Source organism: Mariniflexile sp. HNIBRBA6329, assembly GCF_043558645.1.
Classification (GTDB): Bacteria; Bacteroidota; Bacteroidia; order Flavobacteriales; family Flavobacteriaceae; genus Mariniflexile.
On sequence record NZ_JBIFXS010000001.1, the window covers coordinates 71,466 to 91,291 of the forward strand.

The 19,826-nt window shown below is 34.0% G+C and carries 22 protein-coding genes and 1 tRNA gene; 13 read left to right on the plus strand and 10 right to left on the minus strand.

Translation table 11 applies throughout. The features are described from left to right. Nucleotides 1–12 precede the first annotated feature (12 nt). The 12 genes from ACGK9U_RS00295 (at nucleotide 13) to ACGK9U_RS00350 (ending at nucleotide 12,489) form a co-directional block, all read left to right on the plus strand. Entirely contained in the window at nucleotides 13–375 is a 363-nt protein-coding gene (locus tag ACGK9U_RS00295; protein WP_394464347.1) for an iron chaperone, read from the plus strand. A gap of 170 nt (nucleotides 376–545) precedes the next feature. Next, nucleotides 546–1,001, plus strand: a complete 456-nt coding sequence (rplM, locus tag ACGK9U_RS00300; RefSeq protein ID WP_394464348.1) for a 50S ribosomal protein L13 — start codon at nucleotides 546–548, stop codon at nucleotides 999–1,001. Further along, on the plus strand, nucleotides 1,001–1,387 hold the full coding sequence (rpsI, locus tag ACGK9U_RS00305; protein ID WP_394464349.1) for a 30S ribosomal protein S9: 387 nt from the start codon (nucleotides 1,001–1,003) through the stop codon (nucleotides 1,385–1,387). Before rplM ends, rpsI begins: the two co-directional genes overlap by 1 nt. 161 nt (nucleotides 1,388–1,548) lie before the next feature. Then, on the plus strand, nucleotides 1,549–2,328 hold the full coding sequence (rpsB, locus tag ACGK9U_RS00310) for a 30S ribosomal protein S2 (RefSeq protein WP_209655600.1): 780 nt from the start codon (nucleotides 1,549–1,551) through the stop codon (nucleotides 2,326–2,328). Between the two features lie 83 nt (nucleotides 2,329–2,411). Next, complete coding sequence (gene tsf / locus ACGK9U_RS00315; RefSeq protein WP_394464350.1) at nucleotides 2,412–3,386, plus strand: translation elongation factor Ts; 975 nt, start codon at nucleotides 2,412–2,414, stop codon at nucleotides 3,384–3,386. 345 nt (nucleotides 3,387–3,731) lie between these two features. Beyond that, nucleotides 3,732–4,439 (plus strand): UMP kinase, encoded by a 708-nt coding sequence (pyrH, locus tag ACGK9U_RS00320; RefSeq protein WP_394464351.1) that lies wholly within the window; start codon nucleotides 3,732–3,734, stop codon nucleotides 4,437–4,439. Between the two features lie 45 nt (nucleotides 4,440–4,484). Next, complete coding sequence (frr, locus tag ACGK9U_RS00325; RefSeq protein ID WP_394464352.1) at nucleotides 4,485–5,042, plus strand: ribosome recycling factor; 558 nt, start codon at nucleotides 4,485–4,487, stop codon at nucleotides 5,040–5,042. Nucleotides 5,043–5,098: 56 nt separating this feature from the next. Further along, nucleotides 5,099–6,364, plus strand: a complete 1,266-nt coding sequence (locus ACGK9U_RS00330; protein ID WP_394464353.1) for a hypothetical protein — start codon at nucleotides 5,099–5,101, stop codon at nucleotides 6,362–6,364. Nucleotides 6,365–6,411: 47 nt separating this feature from the next. After that, on the plus strand, nucleotides 6,412–8,817 hold the full coding sequence (locus tag ACGK9U_RS00335; RefSeq protein ID WP_394464354.1) for an RND family transporter: 2,406 nt from the start codon (nucleotides 6,412–6,414) through the stop codon (nucleotides 8,815–8,817). Nucleotides 8,818–8,918: 101 nt separating this feature from the next. Then, nucleotides 8,919–10,352 (plus strand): asparagine--tRNA ligase, encoded by a 1,434-nt coding sequence (asnS, locus tag ACGK9U_RS00340; RefSeq protein WP_394464355.1) that lies wholly within the window; start codon nucleotides 8,919–8,921, stop codon nucleotides 10,350–10,352. Nucleotides 10,353–10,420: 68 nt separating this feature from the next. Continuing rightward, on the plus strand, nucleotides 10,421–11,881 hold the full coding sequence (rpoN, locus tag ACGK9U_RS00345) for an RNA polymerase factor sigma-54 (RefSeq protein WP_394464356.1): 1,461 nt from the start codon (nucleotides 10,421–10,423) through the stop codon (nucleotides 11,879–11,881). Then, complete coding sequence (locus tag ACGK9U_RS00350) at nucleotides 11,881–12,489, plus strand: hypothetical protein (RefSeq protein ID WP_394464357.1); 609 nt, start codon at nucleotides 11,881–11,883, stop codon at nucleotides 12,487–12,489. Before rpoN ends, ACGK9U_RS00350 begins: the two co-directional genes overlap by 1 nt. 13 nt (nucleotides 12,490–12,502) lie before the next feature. Here ACGK9U_RS00350 and ACGK9U_RS00355 read toward each other — a convergent pair whose 3' ends face one another. The 10 genes from ACGK9U_RS00355 to ACGK9U_RS00400 form a co-directional block, all read right to left on the minus strand. Next, a complete protein-coding gene (locus ACGK9U_RS00355) occupies nucleotides 12,503–13,195 on the minus strand; it encodes a porin family protein (RefSeq protein WP_394464358.1) in 693 nt (230 codons plus the stop codon). A 122-nt stretch (nucleotides 13,196–13,317) separates the two neighbouring features. Beyond that, complete coding sequence (locus ACGK9U_RS00360) at nucleotides 13,318–13,794, minus strand: ExbD/TolR family protein (protein WP_394464359.1); 477 nt, start codon at nucleotides 13,792–13,794, stop codon at nucleotides 13,318–13,320. A gap of 17 nt (nucleotides 13,795–13,811) precedes the next feature. Further along, nucleotides 13,812–14,402 (minus strand): ExbD/TolR family protein, encoded by a 591-nt coding sequence (locus tag ACGK9U_RS00365; RefSeq protein ID WP_394464360.1) that lies wholly within the window; start codon nucleotides 14,400–14,402, stop codon nucleotides 13,812–13,814. Between the two features lie 3 nt (nucleotides 14,403–14,405). Then, nucleotides 14,406–14,828, minus strand: a complete 423-nt coding sequence (locus tag ACGK9U_RS00370; RefSeq protein WP_394464361.1) for a hypothetical protein — start codon at nucleotides 14,826–14,828, stop codon at nucleotides 14,406–14,408. 19 nt (nucleotides 14,829–14,847) lie between these two features. Next, the gene (locus ACGK9U_RS00375; RefSeq protein ID WP_394464362.1) at nucleotides 14,848–15,621 is read right to left on the minus strand and encodes a MotA/TolQ/ExbB proton channel family protein; all 774 of its coding nucleotides are present in this window, start codon (nucleotides 15,619–15,621) and stop codon (nucleotides 14,848–14,850) included. Between the two features lie 78 nt (nucleotides 15,622–15,699). Beyond that, a tRNA-Ser gene (locus ACGK9U_RS00380) sits at nucleotides 15,700–15,787 on the minus strand. 77 nt (nucleotides 15,788–15,864) lie between these two features. Then, nucleotides 15,865–16,890, minus strand: coding sequence for an asparaginase (locus ACGK9U_RS00385; RefSeq protein ID WP_394464363.1), 1,026 nt, complete (start codon nucleotides 16,888–16,890; stop codon nucleotides 15,865–15,867). A gap of 41 nt (nucleotides 16,891–16,931) precedes the next feature. Continuing rightward, nucleotides 16,932–17,699 (minus strand): TatD family hydrolase, encoded by a 768-nt coding sequence (locus tag ACGK9U_RS00390; protein WP_394464364.1) that lies wholly within the window; start codon nucleotides 17,697–17,699, stop codon nucleotides 16,932–16,934. Between the two features lie 145 nt (nucleotides 17,700–17,844). Continuing rightward, nucleotides 17,845–18,579 (minus strand): tol-pal system YbgF family protein, encoded by a 735-nt coding sequence (locus tag ACGK9U_RS00395; RefSeq protein ID WP_394464365.1) that lies wholly within the window; start codon nucleotides 18,577–18,579, stop codon nucleotides 17,845–17,847. 5 nt (nucleotides 18,580–18,584) lie between these two features. Further along, a complete protein-coding gene (locus tag ACGK9U_RS00400) occupies nucleotides 18,585–19,166 on the minus strand; it encodes an RNA polymerase sigma factor (RefSeq protein ID WP_394464366.1) in 582 nt (193 codons plus the stop codon). 134 nt (nucleotides 19,167–19,300) lie between these two features. On the opposite strand from ACGK9U_RS00400, the gene ACGK9U_RS00405 reads away from it, so the two are divergent. Then, on the plus strand, nucleotides 19,301–19,786 hold the full coding sequence (locus ACGK9U_RS00405) for a hypothetical protein (RefSeq protein WP_394464367.1): 486 nt from the start codon (nucleotides 19,301–19,303) through the stop codon (nucleotides 19,784–19,786). The last annotated feature ends 40 nt before the right edge of the window (nucleotides 19,787–19,826 follow it).

Here is a 19,826-nt window from a genome sequence, read left to right on the forward strand (position 1 = left end):
GAGCAGGATGGTATGAAGTCAGATTCCACAAAAGTTGAGGCATACATAAATACTTTTCCGGAAGACGTACAGGAAAAGCTGAATACCATCAGAAAGATCATTCTGGAGAATGCTCCTGAAGCCATTGAAAGTATTTCGTATGGCATGCCTGCATACAAAACCCATAAAAAACCTTTGGTTTATTTTGCTGGATATGCGAAACACATCGGGTTTTATGCTACTCCAACGGGACATGAAGCTTTTGCCAAAGAATTGAGTGTGTTTAAACAAGGAAAAGGCTCGGTTCAGTTTCCTATGAATGCACCATTGCCTATCGATTTAATTACGAGAATTGTTCAGTTTAGGGTTGAAGAAAATGAAGCTTTATTTAAATAAAGAATGCCATATTTTTAAACTTTAATATTTAAATATTAAACACCCTAATTTTCAACAGAATACTTCTTAAATAAAATTTCCTGTTTACTATTTGGTAATCAATCAGATTATCGTACATTTGCAAACTCTTTTTGAGAGAGAGGAATGTTTAATAAAAAATAATTAATAACGTGGACACATTAAGCTACAAAACCATTTCAGCTAACAAAGCTACTGCAGATAAGCAGTGGGTTTTAGTTGACGCTGAAGGACAGTCTTTGGGCCGTTTAGCTTCAAAAGTTGCAAAACTTTTAAGAGGTAAACACAAGCCTAGCTTCACACCACACGTTGATTGTGGTGATAACGTAATTGTTATCAACTCAGAAAAAATCAACTTAACTGGAAACAAATGGAACGATAAAACGTACATTCGTCACACAGGTTATCCAGGTGGTCAAAGAAGTTTAACTGCTACAGAATTGTTTGGAAAAGATCCAGCACGCGTAGTAGAAAAATCAGTAAAAGGAATGTTACCTAAAAACAAATTAGGTGCAGATTTATTCCGTAATTTAAACGTTGTTGTTGGTTCAGAGCACGCACATGCTGCACAAAAACCAAAAACAATTAACCTAAACGAATTCAAATAATGGACGTAATTCACAAAATTGGCCGTAGAAAAACGGCTGTTGCTCGTGTGTATGTTGCCCCAGGAAATGGGACCATCACGATTAATAAAAAAGACATAGCGGCTTACTTTACTACTGCTACTTTACAGTACAAAGTTAAGCAACCTTTGGTTATGACTAACAATGATAGCAACTTTGATATTACAGTAAACGTATTAGGTGGTGGTATCACTGGTCAAGCAGAAGCTGTTCGTTTAGCAATATCTCGTGCTATGTGCGAAGTAGATGCTGAAAACAGATTAACACTTAAACCAGAAGGTTTATTAACAAGAGATCCAAGAATGGTAGAGCGTAAGAAATTCGGTCAGAAAAAAGCTCGTAAGAAATTCCAGTTCTCTAAACGTTAATACGATTGTTGATTATTATATCAACACAATTAAAAAAATTAACTCAGTTATTGTTGTCCTAGTTATAAAAAACAGGATTTAGTTTAGCATCTAAATGAAGCCTAAAGCTTAAAAAGCCCAAAGGAACATTGCTAATTCAACAGAACGTAAACTATTACAAAATGGCAGTAGAAGTAAAAGAATTACTTGAAGCAGGTGTACACTTCGGTCACCTTACACGTAAGTGGGATCCAAACATGGCTCCTTACGTATATATGGAGCGCAACGGCATCCATATTATAAACCTTTACAAAACAGCGGCTAAAATTGATGAAGCAGGTGAAGCTCTAGCTAAAATTGCAGCATCAGGTCGTAAAATTTTATTCGTTGCAACAAAAAAACAAGCAAAAGATATCGTAGCTGAAAAAGCTGGATCTATCACAATGCCTTACATCACAGAAAGATGGCCAGGTGGTATGTTAACTAACTTTGTTACTATTAGAAAAGCCGTTAAAAAAATGGCTTCTATTGATAGAATGAAGAAAGATGGTACCTTCTTAACACTTTCTAAAAAAGAACGTTTACAAGTAGATCGTTTAAGAGCTAAGTTGGAAAAAAACTTAGGATCTATTGTAGACATGACACGTTTACCAGGTGCATTATTTGTAGTTGATATTAAACGTGAGCATATCGCTATTAAAGAAGCTCAAAAATTAAACATTCCTATTTTTGCAATGGTAGATACCAACTCTGATCCACGTCAAGTTGATTATGTAATACCTGCAAATGATGATGCTTCTAAATCTATCGATAAAGTATTATCTTATGTAACGGCGTCTATTGCTGCTGGTTTAGCAGATAGAAAGGCTGACAAAGATACAGACCAAGATGATGACAACGAAGTAGTAGCACCAACAAAAAAACGTGCTTCTAAAGCAGTTGTTACAGACGAGGAAGAATAATTAACAATTTCACAATACAAATAAGTCGTTTAATTATTTTCTTTACAGGAATATTGAACGACTTTTTTAAATTTTAAAAAAATATGGAATCTACAGTAAAAATTACAGCAGCAGACGTTAATAAATTAAGACAAGCTACTGGTGCGGGAATGATGGATTGTAAAAAAGCCTTAGTGGAAGCTGAAGGCAATTTTGACAAAGCTATTGAGGTTTTACGTAAAAAAGGACAAAAAGTTGCTGCTAACAGAGCTGACCGTGAGTCTTCTGAAGGTGCTGCTATTGCAAAAGTGAATGCTGACAATACAGTAGGTGTTGCCATCGTTTTAGGTTGCGAAACTGACTTTGTTGGTAAAAACGAAAATTTTGTTGCTTTAGCTAACCAATTGGCTGATTTAGCCTTCAACTACGACACTAAAGAAGAGCTTTTAGCTGCTGATTTTGGTGGAATGACAGTTGCAGATAAATTAATTGAGCAAACTGGTGTTATTGGTGAAAAATTAGATATCAATGCTTTTGAAAAATTAGAAGCTCCTTACGTTGGTAGCTACGTTCATATTAACAAAATTGCTGCTTTGGTAGGATTGACTGCTAATGTAAAAAATGCTGAAACTTTAGCTAAAGATGTTGCTATGCAAGTAGCTTCTATGGGAGCAAGCACATTATCTTACAAAGATTTTGACCCTGCTTTCATCGCATCTGAATTAGAAGCTAGAATTGCTGTTATTGAAAAAGACAATGAAGAATTAGCACGTTTAGGTAAAACGCTTAAAAATGTACCACAATACATTTCTATGGCGCAATTAACCCCTGAAGTGTTAGCTCAAGCTGAAGCCGATGCAAAAGCTCAATTGAAAGCTGAAGGAAAACCAGAACAAATTTGGGACAAAATTTTACCAGGTAAAATTGAGCGTTTCATTTCTGATAATACAACTTTAGACCAAGAGCAATGTTTATTAGATCAAAACTTTATTAAAGACGAGAAAATAAACGTTGCAAAATATGTGGCGTCTTATGGCGATGTTGCTGTTGCAGGTTTTAAACGTGTTGCCTTAGGGTAATATTAAACTCCTGTGAAAGCAGGAATCACGATATCAAAACCACTACTTTTCGAAAAGTAGTGGTTTTTTTTATGTGTAATAATGCCTTTAATTACAAGAACACCGTAGGTATCTTGGTTATTTACTTAGCTGATATTTGCGTTAGGGGTTGAAGCGGAAAACCCACAGCTACGCAGAAGCGAGGACTTGTAGCCCTTCGTCTGAGCTCAGGGTAAATTACAAACCCGCCCCTTTAGGGTAACGCCCAAAAATAAAATTTATTAAGGTGTACCATTATTTTGATAAATTGGACTTCGGTAAACACCAAAAATTTATGTAGTTTTGCACAACTTCAGTATAAAAATAATGAAATATAAAAGAATTCTTTTAAAACTATCTGGTGAAGCCCTAATGGGAGACCGCCAATACGGTATAGACCCAGTACGCTTAGCCGAATACGCACAGGATATTAAAACCATTACCGACATAGGTGTTGAAGTTGCCATTGTAATTGGCGGTGGCAATATTTTTAGAGGTGTTGCTGGTGCTAGTAACGGCATGGATCGTGTACAGGGAGACCACATGGGTATGCTAGCAACCGTTATTAATGGTTTAGCGCTACAAAGCGCCTTAGAAGATGCTGGTTTGCCAACTCGTTTGCAATCTGCCGTACATATAAACCAGGTAGCTGAGCCTTTTATTAGACGTAAAGCCATGCGCCACCTAGAAAAAGGACGTGTTGTTATTTTTGGTGGTGGTACTGGAAATCCTTATTTTACTACAGATTCTGCAGCCGTTTTACGTGCTATTGAAATTGAAGCCGATGTTATTTTAAAAGGAACCCGTGTAGATGGTATTTACAATACCGACCCAGAAAAAGACACCAATGCTATTAAATTCAATTTTATATCGTTTGATGATGTGTTGCGAAAAGGCTTGAAGGTAATGGATACTACGGCATTTACATTAAGCCAAGAAAATCAACTTCCTATCATCGTATTCGATATGAATAAAAAAGGAAATTTACTTAAAGTGGTTTCTGGCGAAAAAGTTGGTACCGAAGTAAACCTTTAAATTTGGCGTAATTTTTGAGTAATTGATTGAAAAAAGTTTGATATTATGAACGAAGACATACAATTTATATTAGACACCGCAAAAGAAGCTATGGATAATGCCATAAAGCATTTGGAAAAGCAATTTATTAACATTAGAGCAGGTAAAGCAAGTCCTGCTATGTTGGGAAGCGTTATGGTTAATTATTATGGTGCGCAAACACCAATAACCCAAGTTGCCAATATAAACACACCTGATGGTAGAACGATTACGGTACAACCATGGGAAAAAAACATGCTTCAAGAAATTGAAAAAGGCATTCAAATTGCAAACTTAGGTTTCAACCCAATGAACAATGGCGATACCATTATTATTAATGTACCACCACTAACCGAAGAGCGCAGACGCGATTTAGCAAAACAAGCTAAAGCCGAAGCTGAGGATGCTAAAATTGGAGTTCGATCTGCAAGGAAAGATGCTAATAACGATATTAAAAAATTAGATGAAGTATCTGAAGACCTTAAAAAGAACGCCGAGGTAGATGTGCAACATTTAACCGATAAGTACGTTAAAAAGATTGATGACCTTTTCGATAACAAAGAAAAGGAAATTATGACTGTATAATTTTAAAGCGACTGAAAAGTCGCTTTTTTTTCAAACTTTAGCTTTGCCTTGTACCTATGTTTAAATATTGTATCCTTCTGGTTTTTGCTTTTTTTGTTACAATATCCCAGGCACAGTCAGCTAATGAAACCCATGTAGAAACGATACAAGACTCCGTTAAAAAAAATCTATTTGTAAAAGGTCTTGCCAATGGCTATATACCAACCAAATACTTCAATTTCGATTTAAGATACCTAATAAAGTATAACCAATATGAAGGGGTACGAACAGGTTTAGGCGGTATTACAAATGATACCTTTTCAGAAAAAGTTCGAATAAATAGCTACACTGTTTATGGATTTAGAGACGATATGTTTAAATTTAGCGTTGGCAGCAGTTTTAAATTAAACGAAAAAACCAATACATGGATGACGCTTTCTTATACCGACGATTTACAAGAAACCGGCAGCACTAAATTTTTAACAGACAAACGGATTTTTCAATTTTTTGAACCACGTTTACTCAATATCGATTTGTTTCATAGACATATTACAAAAAGCATTGCATTCGAGCACCGAATATCAAACAACTTAAATGCAGAAACCGAATTTTCAGAAAGCTACATTAAGCCCACCTATAACTACGGTTATGTAACCAAAAACGGCGTATTAAATACGTTCAACTTAAGCATTGCCAAATTTGCGTTGCAATGGAGCCCATTTAAAAGTTTTAAAGTTTCTGAAACTGCAACAAAAGATAACGACTATCCGTTAATTACACTACAATACTCTAAAAGTTTTAACGATGTTCTTAAAAGCGATTTAAGTTTTTCGAAAGTAGATTTTAGGACCATCCACAAAATAGGGAAAAAGGATGGTAACCTTTCTGAAATTACTTTAGTAGGAGGTATTGCCAGTGGCAACATCCCGTTAACCCATCTATACCACGCCTACCCCAATAACATTAGAAAAGAAACCATTATGCAACGCTTTTCGGTGGCTGGTACCAATAGTTTTGAGACCATGTTTTTCAACGAATTTTTTTCTGATAAATTTGCTACTTTTCAATTCAAACATTATCTCAAGCCTTTTTATGTAACTGCACGTTACAAACCGCAAATGGTTTTAATTACACGGTATGCTATTGGCGATACAAAAGAACCGAAAAGACATCAAAATGTTACTTTTGGCTCACTTAAAAAGGGTTATACAGAGTCGGGTTTTGAAATCAACAAATTAATTTTCGGTTTTGGATTAAGCTTTACTTACCGCTATGGTGCCTACCATTTATCAGAGTTTGGTGATAATGTTGCTTTTAAGTTTACATTTAACTTGACTTTATGAGGTAATACCCTCATTTTTTCTACCTTTGCGCAACTTTTATTTAAGGCATGTTAAAACTTTTTACCAAGGATTTTTGGGACGTTATCGCAAGGTTAATTTTACGTAATAAAATTGGTATTCTTGTTAGTATAATTATCATTACCATTTTATTTAGCACGCAATGGAAAAATATGCGTTTTTCCAATACCGAAGCGAACCTTTTACCCGACGACCACGAAGTAAACATTACCTACAGCAACTTTTTGAAAAAATTTGGTGAAGAAGGGAACCTTGTTATTATTGGTGTAAAAGACAGCACGTTGTTAACTGTTGATAAACTAAATGCTTGGAACGAATTAGCGGATGGTTTTAAAAAATATGACGAAGTAGAAACGGTTATCTCTGTTAAAGACCTTCAAAAACTGGTAAAGGATACGCTTCATCAAAATTTCAGCTTGCAACCATTTATTAAAGACTCCATTACTTCCGTTTCTCAAATAAATGAACTTGAAGACGAGCTTTTCAATAAATACCCATTTTACGATAATTTCTTATTCAACAAGAAAACCAAAACCATAAGAACCATTATTTATCTTGACAAAGCCATTGTAAATACTTCGGCCAGAAAAGAATTTATACTTAATGAATTAATACCAAAGATTGAAGATTTTGAGATTGCTACAAATTTAGATGTTCGTGTTTCGGGCATGCCATATATTAGAACTTTAAACGCCCAATTAATAATAGATGAAATTGTTTGGTTTGTTCTAGCTGCTTTATTTGTAACCTCACTTATATTCTTTTTCTTTTTTAGGTCGTTTAGAGCTACTTTAATTTCGCTGGTGGTAGTGTGTATTGGGGTGATGTGGACTCTTGGAATTCTGGGTGCCTTAAACTACGAAATAACGGTTTTAACAGCACTTATACCTCCGTTAATTATTGTTATTGGTATTCCAAACTGCATCTTTTTAATTAATAAATACCAACACGAAGTAAAATTACATGGTAACAAAGTAAAATCGTTACAACGCGTTATTACAAAAATTGGAAATGCCACGTTAATGACCAATGTAACTACTGCTTCTGGTTTTGCAACTTTCATTTTTACCGAAAGTACCCTTTTAAAAGAATTTGGTATTGTAGCTTCATTAAGTATCCTATCCATTTTTATATTATGTTTATTAATCATTCCAATTATCTACACATTTTTACCTTACCCCAAAGATCGCCATTTAGAACACTTGAATAAGCGTTGGATTGGTGGTTTCGTAGATTGGATGGAACGCATGGTAAAACATGAACGTATTGCCATTTATTCAGTAGCCTTGGTGTTATTGATTGTTAGTATCATTGGCATTTATCAAATAAAAATTTCGGGAAGTTTGATTGAAGACATGCCCCAAGATTCGGAGTTTGTTAATGATATCCGTTTTTTTGAAGATGAGTTTAATGGTATCATGCCTTTGGAATTTATGATTGACACCAAGCGCAAACAAGGTGTTATGAAACTTTCTACCCTAAAAAGAATGGATGAATTGCAGGAAACCATTAATGAAACGCCTGAGTTATCGAAACCTATTTCGGTGGTCGATTTGGTTAAGTATTCCAAGCAAGCCTATTACAACGGTAATACCAAATTTTACCAATTACCGACTTCACAAGAAAATAGCTTTATTTTATCGTACGCCAAAAACTCAACATCAAATGTCGATTTGCTTAAGAATTTTGTGGATAGCACAGGGCAATACGCCCGTATCACAACCTTTATGAAAGATATTGGTACCGATAAAATGGAACGTATTGAAGAAAATATTCAAACAGAAATAGATAAACTTTTCCCAAAAGAACGTTATGAAGTAACCATGACCGGGAAAGCTTTGGTGTTCCAAAAAGGCACCACGTATTTGGTTAATAATTTAGCAATTTCTTTGTCGCTTGCCATTCTTTTAATCGCGCTGTTTATGGCGTATATGTTTAGGTCTGCACGTATGATTATTGTTTCACTTATACCAAACTTAATACCGCTTTTAGTAACTGCTGGGTTAATGGGTTATTTGGGTGTACCTATAAAACCTTCAACCATTTTGGTGTTCAGTATAGCTTTTGGTATTTCGGTTGATGATACCATTCACTTTCTCGCTAAATACAGACAAGAATTACAAGCCAATAACTGGAAAATTAAAACATCGGTTTACGGTGCGTTGCGCGAAACTGGGGTAAGTATGTTTTATACATCTATTGTCTTATTCTTTGGTTTTTCTGTATTCACCATCTCAAGTTTTGGTGGCACGGTCGCATTGGGGGCGTTAGTATCTGCCACATTGCTTTTTGCTATGCTATCTAATCTTTTATTACTTCCTTCGTTACTTTTATCTTTAGAACGCAGTATTGCCAATAAGGAAGTTTTGAAAGAACCTACCATAAATATTATTCCAGAGGAAGACGAAATCGATAAAGAAAATTCCAATATTTAGAAGCCAAATTCCAATCTTCAACAACTTTTGGAATTTGGTTTTTAGAATTTGAATTTTCATCTACGAAACCTTTATATTTACATTACTAAATTTTAATGCTTATGAAATTACGTACTATTTCAGAATTACTATCACAAGATTTTGTTAGTTCTGAAGTTGATATAAAAGGATGGGTTAGAACTTTTAGAGCGAACAGGTTCATCGCTTTAAATGATGGTTCTACAATTAATAACATACAATGTGTGGTCGATTTTGAAACCTTCGACGAAGCGCTTTTAAAACGCATTACCACAGGTGCTGCCATACATGTAAAAGGCGATTTGGTTGAAAGTCAAGGTAAGGGGCAAAACGTAGAAATTCAAGTAAAAGAATTGAAAGTGTTAGGCGATTCAGACCCTGAGACTTATCCAATTCAGCCAAAAAAACATTCCTTTGAATTTTTAAGGGAAAACGCCCATTTACGTACGCGAACCAATACGTTTAGTGCAGTGATGCGTTTGCGTTCTGCCTTATCGTTTGCCATTCATAAATACTTTAATGAAAACGGTTTTTACTATGTACACACCCCAATTATTACAGGAAGTGATGCCGAAGGTGCGGGCGAAATGTTTAGGGTTACAAACCTAGATGCTAAAAAACCACCATTGAATGAAGAAGGTCATGTAGATTATTCTAAAGATTTCTTCGGAAAAGAAACCAATTTAACCGTTTCTGGCCAATTGGAAGCTGAAACTTACGCCATGTCTTTAGGAAAAGTTTACACGTTTGGACCTACTTTTAGGGCTGAAAATTCAAACACATCCCGCCATTTAGCTGAATTCTGGATGATTGAACCCGAAGTAGCTTTTATGGATTTGGCTGGTAATATGGATTTAGCCGAAGATTTTATGAAATACGTGCTAAAATACATTCTAAAAAACAACCGTGAAGATTTAGAGTTTTTAGACGCCCGATTAAAAGACGAAGACAAATCAAAACCACAAAACGAGCGCAGCGAGATGGGTTTAATTGAAAAATTAAACTTTGTAACCGATAATAATTTTAAACGCGTAAGCTATACCGAAGCCATTGATATTCTTCGAGACAGCACACCAAACAAGAAAAAGAAATTCAAATATATCATTAAAGATTGGGGTACGGATTTACAAAGTGAACACGAACGCTTTTTAGTTGAAAAACACTTTAAATGCCCTGTTATTTTGTTCGATTATCCTGCAAACATTAAAGCATTTTACATGCGTTTAAATGATGATGGCAAAACCGTTCGCGCCATGGATATTCTATTCCCTGGTATAGGTGAAATTGTTGGTGGCGCCCAACGTGAAGAACGCTTAGAGGTTTTAAAACAAAAAATGGCAGCCATCAATATTCCAGAAGAAGAACTTTGGTGGTATTTAGATTTACGCAAGTTTGGTACGGCAGTACATGCCGGTTTCGGGTTAGGCTTTGAACGTTTGGTCATGTTTGCAACAGGCATGAGCAATATTAGGGACGTTATTCCGTTTCCAAGAACACCTCAAAACGCCGAATTTTAAAAAACATTAGTATCTTGGTAATAAATTAGTGAAAAAATATTTACTATTATTTTAAACCAAATCAAAATATGCTCAAACAACATTTACAATTCAAATTATCGCAAAAATTGTCGCCGCAACAAATTCAATTAATGAAATTGATACAGTTGCCTACGCAAGCTTTTGAGCAACGCTTAAAACAAGAACTAGAGGAAAATCCAGCACTTGAAGGTGGTAACGAAGAAATTGAAAGTGACTTTGATTCGGATTTTGATAATACAAATGATGACTTTGATGAAAGCGAATCAATAGGTAATGATGATATAAATGTTGACGAATATTTAAGTGATGATGAAATTCCAGATTACCGTACCCAAGCTAATAATTACAGTAGTGATGATGAGGAAAAAACGATGCCTTATGCCGCAGGAACTTCGTTTACACAACATTTAATAACTCAGCTAAACACATATAGACTAGATGACGAAGAATACGAAATCGCTGAATTTTTAGTTGGTAGCGTTGATGAAAGCGGGTACATCCGTAGGTCATTATCCGATATTATGGACGATTTAGCATTTACCCAAAGCGTTTATACCACCGAAGAAAATATTGCTAAAGTCCTTAAAATTGTACATCAATTAGACCCCGCGGGTGTTGGTGCCAGAAACTTACAGGAATGTTTAAGCATCCAATTACATAGAAAGGAAAAAACACCAGATACCGAGTTGGCCATAGATATTATTGATAATGCTTTTGAACAGTTTACCAAAAAACACTACGATAAATTAATTCAAAAGTTTGATATAACGGAAATTCAATTAAAGGATGCCATTAACGAAATTGAACACTTAAATCCAAAACCAGGAGGTTCTTATTCGGGAAACAATAGAATTGTAGAGCATGTAGTACCCGATTTTGCCATAAGAATTGTTGATGGTGAATTGGAATTGACGCTTAACGGACGAAATGCACCAGAGTTGCATGTATCTAGAGAATACAATAACATGCTTAAAGGCTATAAAGAATCGAGTGATAAATCGAAATCGCAAAAAGATGCCGTTTTGTTCATTAAACAAAAACTAGATGCCGCCAAATGGTTTATTGAAGCTATTAAACAACGCCAACAAACCCTATTTGTTACCATGAGTGCTATTATGCACTATCAAGAAGAATATTTTTTAACAGGTGATGAGCGCAACCTAAAACCCATGATTTTAAAAGATATCGCCGATGAAATTTCAATGGATGTTTCAACGGTATCTCGGGTTGCAAACAGCAAATATGTTGATACACCTTACGGAACGAAATTGATTAAAGATTTCTTTTCAGAATCAATGAAGAATGACCAAGGTGAAGATGTTTCAACAAGAGAAATAAAAAAAATATTGGAAACCGTTATTGAAGAAGAAGATAAACGAAAGCCACTAACCGATGAAACTTTAGCTGCAATTTTAAAAGAAAAGGGCTATCCTATTGCCAGACGCACCGTGGCAAAATATAGAGAGCAATTGGATATTCCTGTAGCTCGATTACGAAAAAAAATATAATGGATCGTATATTAAAAAGTATTTCGTTTATTTTTCATCCACTACTCATGCCTTTAGCCGGTGTAGGGTTTTATTTTTTGGTATCACCTAGGTTTACTCCTAAAGAAATCGTTTACGCTAAGCTATTATCTTTATCTATTCTCACCATCATTTTACCTGTTTTACTGTACTTTTTATTAAAAACCTTAGGCAGGGTTGAGTCCATGTATTTAAAGACAACCAACGAGCGTATTTTCCCTTTAGCATTAAACTGCATCATAACTCTAATAGTTTTACTACGAATTTTAACCCAAAGTCAATTTATAGAATTATACTTTTTTTTTCTAGGTATTTTAATTTCAACTATGGCATGCTTAATATTAGCTATTTTGAAGTTTAAAGCCAGTATACATATGATTGCTGTTTCAGGACTGTTTATGTTTTTTATTGTTCTAAGCATCCATTTTAGCATCAATATAAATGGAGTTCTTGCTTTAATGAGTATCATAACTGGCGCCGTAGCCACTTCCCGTTTGCACGTAAAAGCACATGACTATAAAGAATTAATCATGGGATTTTTTGTTGGCGTTATCCCTCAGCTAATCTTAGTTAATTACTGGTTAACCTAATACATATAAGCTCCTATAAAATATAAAACATCAACCCTACTTTTAGGATATTTGTATTCATATCATTACCATTTAAAACAGCATTTTTAGAAAAGATAGGATTAAGTCCATAATACAAATGTAAGTTCCAAGTATTATATCCTGCGCTGAGTGTAAGGCCGTATTGAAGTTTATTAAAATCTTCAATATTATGGTATTTAAAAGATCCTCCATCGCCTTTAAATTTCGTGGTGCTATTTACCAAATAACCCAACTTAAATCCAGCATAAATACGCCAAAAGTCATATTCTGTTGGTGTAGATGTGCGCCATCTAAACTCTATAGGAAGTTCTATTAACTGTCTATTAAACTTGTTCTTTGAATATCCACTTCCGTCATCTAAAATTGAATATGACAAATTACCATCACTATCTTTCTTAATAAATAAATTATGGTTAAATGAATTTAATGACACGCCTAAACCAACCCCAATAGCAACATCTCTAGCTTCGTTTAAAGGCATATCTTTTATAATTCCAAAGTGTAAACCACTTGAAAATCCACTTTGCTTTAACCCACTAGGCTTTTTTCCTAAAAGATTGTAGGTAATACCAATATAAAATTGGTCTTCTTTATATAAATGATCCACTGCACTTAAGCTATCTGTTTGCGAATAACAAAACTGTGCACCAAAAAAAATAAACAGTACTTTATATAAAGGTTTCATTCTTAACAGTTATAATTTGGAAATACAAACATACAATGTTTATTAAAATTGTGAAGTTATTAAAATAAAAAGGCGCTTTGAAATTTCAAAGCGCCTTTTTTATAAAATTAAGAATATAGAAATTAGTTGTTTTCAAGTACACTACCTTTTTTGGTAGTATAATTTATTTTAAGCGCATCTACCTTTCGTAATTCCTGCTTAATATCACCAATTAAACCCATGTTAGCATTTTGGTCTACTTTTAAAGCAGTAGTTAAAAACGGCACTAATTCTTCTCTTTTAGAAGCGCGTTCAGCAGCAATAAAAGCAGCTATATCTCTTACGTCAGCAAAATCATCATTAAGTTGAATTCTGGTTTCAGTACCATAATTTCTGTAATTGGCACTTGGTTTACCTGCATAAATGTACATCACCAAATCCTTTTTATCCAGCTTCTCAATCTGATCTGCATATGGTAAATTATTTTCTATTTTTAAAGTGTTCTGTCTCATAACAGTTGCCACCATAAAAAAGAACAATAACATAAATACAATATCTGGCAAAGATGCTGTTGATATTGCCGGCATCTCGCCTCCTTGTTTCTTTTTAAATTTAGCCATAATGAATGTGTTAAATTTTAATTTTGTACTTCTGAAAGTTTTTGAGGGTACTCAACTTTTATTTTCTCAAGTTGCTCCTTCAATAACGTTTTGTTTCCTGGCCAATTCACATCGTTAAGATTTGCTTCCATTTCAACAAAAGATTTACCGTATAGAGCCTGTGCTCTGATATTTCTTAAATCGTTATAAGCTGCAACCAATTCATTTTGAACTGCGATATATGTTTTATATGTCGTCTCACGCTCATTCTTTAGTGAAATAACAGCTTTATCTGGATTATCAGACAGTTCAGGATCTTTCTTTCCTTTGCAATAATCACAACTACCATCACCTCCATTGTCTAAAAACTCAGTAGCTGCCTTTCTTAAATCTTTAAGTTCCATTAACTCATCCTCAACAAGCAACTGATCTTTACCATTTAAAAGTACAGTGAAAATATTTTTTTGCTTGATAATAGGTGGTTCTGTATTATCTTCAATAGGTGGTAACTTTCTGTTTAATCCTGCATCCGTTTCAATAGTTGTAGTTACTAAGAAAAATATCAATAGTAAGAACGCAATGTCGGCCATGGAGCCTGCATTTACTTCTGGTGCTGCTCTTTTTGCCATAATTTATTTATTTAATAGTTTTTTTGCACTAGAAAGGAACGTTGCAACTATTGCAATTACCGCAAGAAAGTAAAAAGCATACAACCCTGCTCCTACGTTCTTAGATACCCCTTCAGTAATGCCTAAACCTTTATCGTTAAATTGCTTCAAGTCTAAATCTGTACCAGACGATATCATATAAGAAATTAAAATAACTGCCAAAAATAAGCCAACAGTTGTTAATGTCTTTTTAATGTTACCTGCAAATATGCCTTTAAGGACATATATAAGTATTAAAGCTATTACAATAAATAGTACTATATAGGTTACTACTAATATATTGTCTATCATGCTATCTGAATCTGTTGTCATTAGCAATAGCGCAAAAACAGCCCCAATAATACCAAGAGCAAAAGCTAAATACTTGAGTATTTTATATAAATTCATGATTATTTGTTTTTAATTATTACTTTTTATTTCTAATTAATAAGTCCATTAATGTAATAGAAGCGTCTTCCATATCATTAACAATACTATCAATCTTAGCAATAATGTAATTATAAAAAACTTGAAGAATCATTGCAACAACAAGTCCAAATACAGTTGTTAAAAGTGCTACTTTAATACCTCCAGCAACAAGTGATGGTTGCATATCTCCAGCAGCCTCAATTTTATCGAATGCTTGAATCATACCAATTACAGTTCCCATGAACCCTAACATCGGCGCTAACGCGATAAATAATGAAATCCAAGATACATTTTTCTCTAATTGCCCCATTTGAACACCTCCGTAAGCTACAACAGCTTTTTCAACAGCGTCTAAACCTTCGTCCGTTCTATCTAAACCTTGGTAATAAATAGAAGCAACAGGCCCTTTTGTGTTTCTGCAAACTTCTTTTGCAGCTTCAATACCTCCAGAAGCTAAAGCGTCTTCAACTTCTTGAGTTAATTTTTTTGTGTTTGTAGTTGAAAGGTTTAAAAAGATAATTCTCTCTATAGCAATTGCTAAACCAAGAATTAAACATAATAACACAATCCCCATAAATCCAGGACCTCCTTCAATAAATCTCTTTTTTAATTCTTGATGAAACCCAAGTTCTTCTGCTTGTGCTGCTTCAGGTTCTTGAGTCATACTTGCTACAGTTGTTGCAACTGTACTCGTGTTAGCATTTGTAGTTGCATTAACAGTTCCAAAAGCCATCATTCCAGAAATGGCAAGGATAGAAAATAATCTTTTCATGTTCTAAATCTTAATTTTATTAGTTAATTAATGTGTTAAAGATATAAAAAAAATACAATAAAAAAATAAAAATAACAGCAGAGAGGAAGGGATTCGAACCCTCGATACCCTTTTGAGGTATACACACTTTCCAGGCGTGCGCCTTCGACCACTCGGCCACCTCTCTGTATTTTGTACTGTACTTATTTATGGGTGGGCAAATAACAAAAAAAACTTCGAACGTTAAAATTTTATAAGTTAATTTTAAAACAATTCCCCTCTTATTGGTGTTTCGTAGGTTTTTTTAAACGCTTCTTTGGGAATATTTTGCCCTAACAAATACATTAGTTTACTTAAGGCAGCTTCGGTGGTTATATCTTTTCCCGAAATAACTCCTATGGTTTTCAATTGGTTACTGGTTTCATAATGCCCCATCATCACACTCCCTCCCGAACATTGCGTCACATTAATTATATGTACGCCTTTATTTATAGTTTCTTTTAAAAGATTGATAAACCATGGTGCATTGGTACAATTTCCTGCTCCGTAAGTTTCTAAAATGACTGCTTTTAGACTTGAAACACTTAAAATATTACGTAAAAATTCCTGAGAAATCCCTGGAAACAATTTAATAAGTACAATGTTGGTGTCTAAATTTTTATGAACTTTTAGTGGTTTTGATTCATCTGGCTTTAGTAAATATTCATAATTCACTTTTAAATGTACTCCCGATTCCGCCAATTCAGGATAATTTAAAGAGGCAAATGCTTTAAAATTTTCGGCATTTATTTTTGTGGTTCTATTTGCTCTGTACAATTTATATTCAAAATATAAACAAACTTCTTTTATTACCGGACATCCATTTTCTTGTAACGATGCCATTTGAATGGAAGTGATTAAATTCTCTTTAGCATCGGTTCTTAAATCGCCAATAGGTAATTGTGAACCTGTAAACACTACGGGTTTTACTAAATTTTCCAACATAAAACTTAATGCCGAAGCGGTGTAGCTCATGGTATCGCTTCCATGAAGCACAACAAAACCATCAAAATTATTGTAATTCGCTTCAATGATTTCAGCAATTTGAACCCAATATTCTGGACTCATATTACTGGAATCGATAGGTTCTTCAAAAGAAACGGTTTCAATATTACAATCGACGAGTTGCAATTCGGGTATTTTATCTAACAGGTTTTTAAAATCGAACGCGCGCAACGCACCTGTTTTAAAATCTTTTATCATACCTATGGTACCACCTGTGTAAATAAGTAATATGTTTGGTTTTGCCATTTGAATTACGATTTATGAATTACGATTCTTTTATTTACAATTTATATTCCAAACACTTCTTTAGAATTTTGAGTCGTTATTTCTGCAATTTCTTCTAAAGATATATTATATATATATGATAGTCTTTCCAATACCTTTATTATATACACACTTTCGTTTCGTTTTCCTCTATACGGTACGGGCGCTAGATAAGGAGCATCGGTTTCTAAAACAATATGTTGTAAGTTTATTTGATTTAAAAACTGATCGATTTTTCCATTTTTAAAGGTAGCAACACCTCCAATTCCCAGCTTCATATTATAGGAAATGGCTTGATGTGCTTGTTCTAAAGTTCCGGTGAAGCAATGAAAAATTCCAAATAAATCGACGCTCTTTTCGGTTTCTAAAACCTCGAATATTTCATCAAATGCTTCCCTGCAATGAATGGCAATGGGCAACTTATACTTTTTTGCCAATTGAATTTGATGTTTGAAGGCTTCTTGTTGTATTCCCAATGTGGATTTATCCCAATACAAATCAATACCAATTTCGCCAACTGCATAAAACCTACGTTTAGCCAGCATGTCTTCAACATGTTTTAGCTCTTCTTTATAATTCTCTTTTACATGGGTGGGATGCAAACCCATCATTAAAAAAATATGCTCAGGAAAATCTTGTTCCAGTTGCAACATTGAGTTAGTATAGGTTGAATCGATGGCTGGAATAAAAAAACGAGATACATTTTGGGATAAAGCACGCTTTATCATTTCATACCTATCCTCATCAAACGCTTCACTATATAAATGGGTGTGGGTATCAGTAATTATCATTTGGTAAAAATAATGAAGTATTTAAAGTATAACATAAATTTGTTGAATTTTCACGAATGCAAAAGACCTCACAGGTTTTTAAAATCTGTGAGGTCTGACATACTTTTTTAGCTTATTGGTCTCGACTGCGCTCGACCAGACTGAATCAATCTAACTTTTTAATAAGTTTTTGGGCTTGTTTATAATCTTCAGCATCTTCTGGAATGGTTTTTAAAATTTCCAAACATTCGTGATATTCTTCTTGTTTCAATTTACTTAACGCTAAATACCAAATGGCTTTATTTTTATATGCCGATTGTCCTTTGGCTATGCCCGTTAAAGTGTTTTCGGCCATTTCAAAATGATTCAATTCTATGTTAGATACAGCTCTGTAAAATTGCAATTCAGCATTGTCTTTATCTGCCACCAACAAACTTTTAAAAGCAGCTTCCGCTTTAGCAAAATCTTTAGCGTTAAAGGCATTTTCGGCCGTTTTTAATAAAGCATCTTGTTCGCCTCTTACGGTTAAACTTATGGAATCGTAGTTTGCATAATCGGCATAAGAAGGATCGGATAAATTATTAAAAAGCACAATGCCAAACAACAAAGCTATACTTGCCGCCATAGCATATTGCCAAGGTTTAAAACGCATTAATTTACTAGGTGATTCCTGCTTTTCAAAATACGTTTTTGAAATGTTTTTTAAATTATTTTGAAATACCGTAGAGGCTTCTTCATTTTCAAATTTATGTTCTAAAAAAGAGGAAAGTTCTTTGTAGGTATTAAAGCTTTCTTTGAATTTTGAATCGGTTTCTAAACGTAATTCAAAAGCATTTATATCTTCTTTAGAAAGGTTTCCTAACAGATAGTTTTCAAATAGTATATAATCTTGATCTTCCATAGCAATTAATTATTAAGTTGGTTAAATTTTGGTGACTCTTGAACCAGCTCAGTTAATTTGCCTATACATAAAGATTTCTTTTTCCGAGCATAGGCGTAAGTTACACCTAAACTTTCCGCTACTTCTTCCATCGATTTAATTTTAAAAGTAGCAGTTAACAGTTCTTTACAAGCTTTTCCCAGTTTTTGAAACATTTCGGTAAATAAGGCTTGTTTTTCGCCAAATACATCTGTTTCAAACGCTAGTTCTTGAGCGTCGTCATCTTTAAATAAAACTTCCTCATTAATTGTTACCTCTTTATTAGAAGATTTTTTTAGTTCATTTAACCATTTGCGTTTGCATAGTAAAAAAAAGTACGCATCAAAAGGGCAAGTGAGCTCTAATTTTTTTTGGCTTGCTTGGTTATATATAGTTATTAAAGTGTCTTGCACCACATCTTGGGCTTCATCGGCACTACCGCTATTCTGCTTTATATAATTAAGCACCTTCGGCACGAACTTATCATAAATAGCTTGTATAATAAAGGAGTTGTTTTTCAACAATCCATCAATATACTTCTGGTCTTCATGTATTTTTTTTTCGCTCATCAACCCTTGTATTTACTGCTAATTTAAAAAAACTTTAAAATAAAAGGGTAACAATTTTTAAATGGTTTTGATATAAGGGTGTAACAACAAAAATGTTAAACAAAATTTTATTAATCCATAAAAATTTAGAAATCATGAAAATTACAAAGAAATTTCACGAACACTTTAACAAATTTAATGACGTGAGTAAAAAATCAATTTTAATTATCGCAACAGTAGCTTTTTCAATATTAAATATAAACGCTACCAATGAAAACAAGACCCTTAACGCTTCAACTGAAGTTGTAACATTTACAAAAGAAAACATTGCTCAAGTATTTGACTGGAAAGTAGAAACAGACAAAGGTATTTATTCCGGAACATCCCTTTCACTTGAAATCGCCAAAGAAATGATTGCTTTATCTAGCTCAGGCGAAATTGTTTTAGGAACTGAAATCCAAAGCTATTTGGTTTTAAAATCTGAAACAAGCAACAGAAACTATTTCTGGGAAGTTGAAACCGAAACAGGTTTTGCTAAAGGTTATGCATCTTCTGAAGATTATGCGAATAAAATGATTGCCTTAGTAGCATCTGGTGACGCTGTTGTATCAAAAATAATCATCAGTCAACCTCAAAAATAAAAAAAATCACCAAAACAGGGTAACAAAATAGTTATCCTGT

Excerpts from the sequence above, each read along its gene's own strand:
- ACGK9U_RS00295 (WP_394464347.1), top strand. The coding sequence starts at position 13 with ATGAAGTCAGATTCCACAAAAGTTGAGGCATACATAAATACTTTTCCG.
- rpsI (WP_394464349.1), top strand. The coding sequence starts at position 1,001 with ATGGACGTAATTCACAAAATTGGCCGTAGAAAAACGGCTGTTGCTCGT.
- rpsB (WP_209655600.1), top strand. The coding sequence starts at position 1,549 with ATGGCAGTAGAAGTAAAAGAATTACTTGAAGCAGGTGTACACTTCGGT.
- tsf (WP_394464350.1), top strand. The coding sequence starts at position 2,412 with ATGGAATCTACAGTAAAAATTACAGCAGCAGACGTTAATAAATTAAGA.
- pyrH (WP_394464351.1), top strand. The coding sequence starts at position 3,732 with ATGAAATATAAAAGAATTCTTTTAAAACTATCTGGTGAAGCCCTAATG.
- frr (WP_394464352.1), top strand. The coding sequence starts at position 4,485 with ATGAACGAAGACATACAATTTATATTAGACACCGCAAAAGAAGCTATG.
- ACGK9U_RS00330 (WP_394464353.1), top strand. The coding sequence starts at position 5,099 with ATGTTTAAATATTGTATCCTTCTGGTTTTTGCTTTTTTTGTTACAATA.
- ACGK9U_RS00335 (WP_394464354.1), top strand. The coding sequence starts at position 6,412 with ATGTTAAAACTTTTTACCAAGGATTTTTGGGACGTTATCGCAAGGTTA.
- asnS (WP_394464355.1), top strand. The coding sequence starts at position 8,919 with ATGAAATTACGTACTATTTCAGAATTACTATCACAAGATTTTGTTAGT.
- rpoN (WP_394464356.1), top strand. The coding sequence starts at position 10,421 with ATGCTCAAACAACATTTACAATTCAAATTATCGCAAAAATTGTCGCCG.
- ACGK9U_RS00350 (WP_394464357.1), top strand. The coding sequence starts at position 11,881 with ATGGATCGTATATTAAAAAGTATTTCGTTTATTTTTCATCCACTACTC.
- ACGK9U_RS00355 (WP_394464358.1), bottom strand. The coding sequence starts at position 13,195 with ATGAAACCTTTATATAAAGTACTGTTTATTTTTTTTGGTGCACAGTTT.
- ACGK9U_RS00360 (WP_394464359.1), bottom strand. The coding sequence starts at position 13,794 with ATGGCTAAATTTAAAAAGAAACAAGGAGGCGAGATGCCGGCAATATCA.
- ACGK9U_RS00365 (WP_394464360.1), bottom strand. The coding sequence starts at position 14,402 with ATGGCAAAAAGAGCAGCACCAGAAGTAAATGCAGGCTCCATGGCCGAC.
- ACGK9U_RS00370 (WP_394464361.1), bottom strand. The coding sequence starts at position 14,828 with ATGAATTTATATAAAATACTCAAGTATTTAGCTTTTGCTCTTGGTATT.
- ACGK9U_RS00375 (WP_394464362.1), bottom strand. The coding sequence starts at position 15,621 with ATGAAAAGATTATTTTCTATCCTTGCCATTTCTGGAATGATGGCTTTT.
- ACGK9U_RS00385 (WP_394464363.1), bottom strand. The coding sequence starts at position 16,890 with ATGGCAAAACCAAACATATTACTTATTTACACAGGTGGTACCATAGGT.
- ACGK9U_RS00390 (WP_394464364.1), bottom strand. The coding sequence starts at position 17,699 with ATGATAATTACTGATACCCACACCCATTTATATAGTGAAGCGTTTGAT.
- ACGK9U_RS00395 (WP_394464365.1), bottom strand. The coding sequence starts at position 18,579 with ATGGAAGATCAAGATTATATACTATTTGAAAACTATCTGTTAGGAAAC.
- ACGK9U_RS00400 (WP_394464366.1), bottom strand. The coding sequence starts at position 19,166 with ATGAGCGAAAAAAAAATACATGAAGACCAGAAGTATATTGATGGATTG.
- ACGK9U_RS00405 (WP_394464367.1), top strand. The coding sequence starts at position 19,301 with ATGAAAATTACAAAGAAATTTCACGAACACTTTAACAAATTTAATGAC.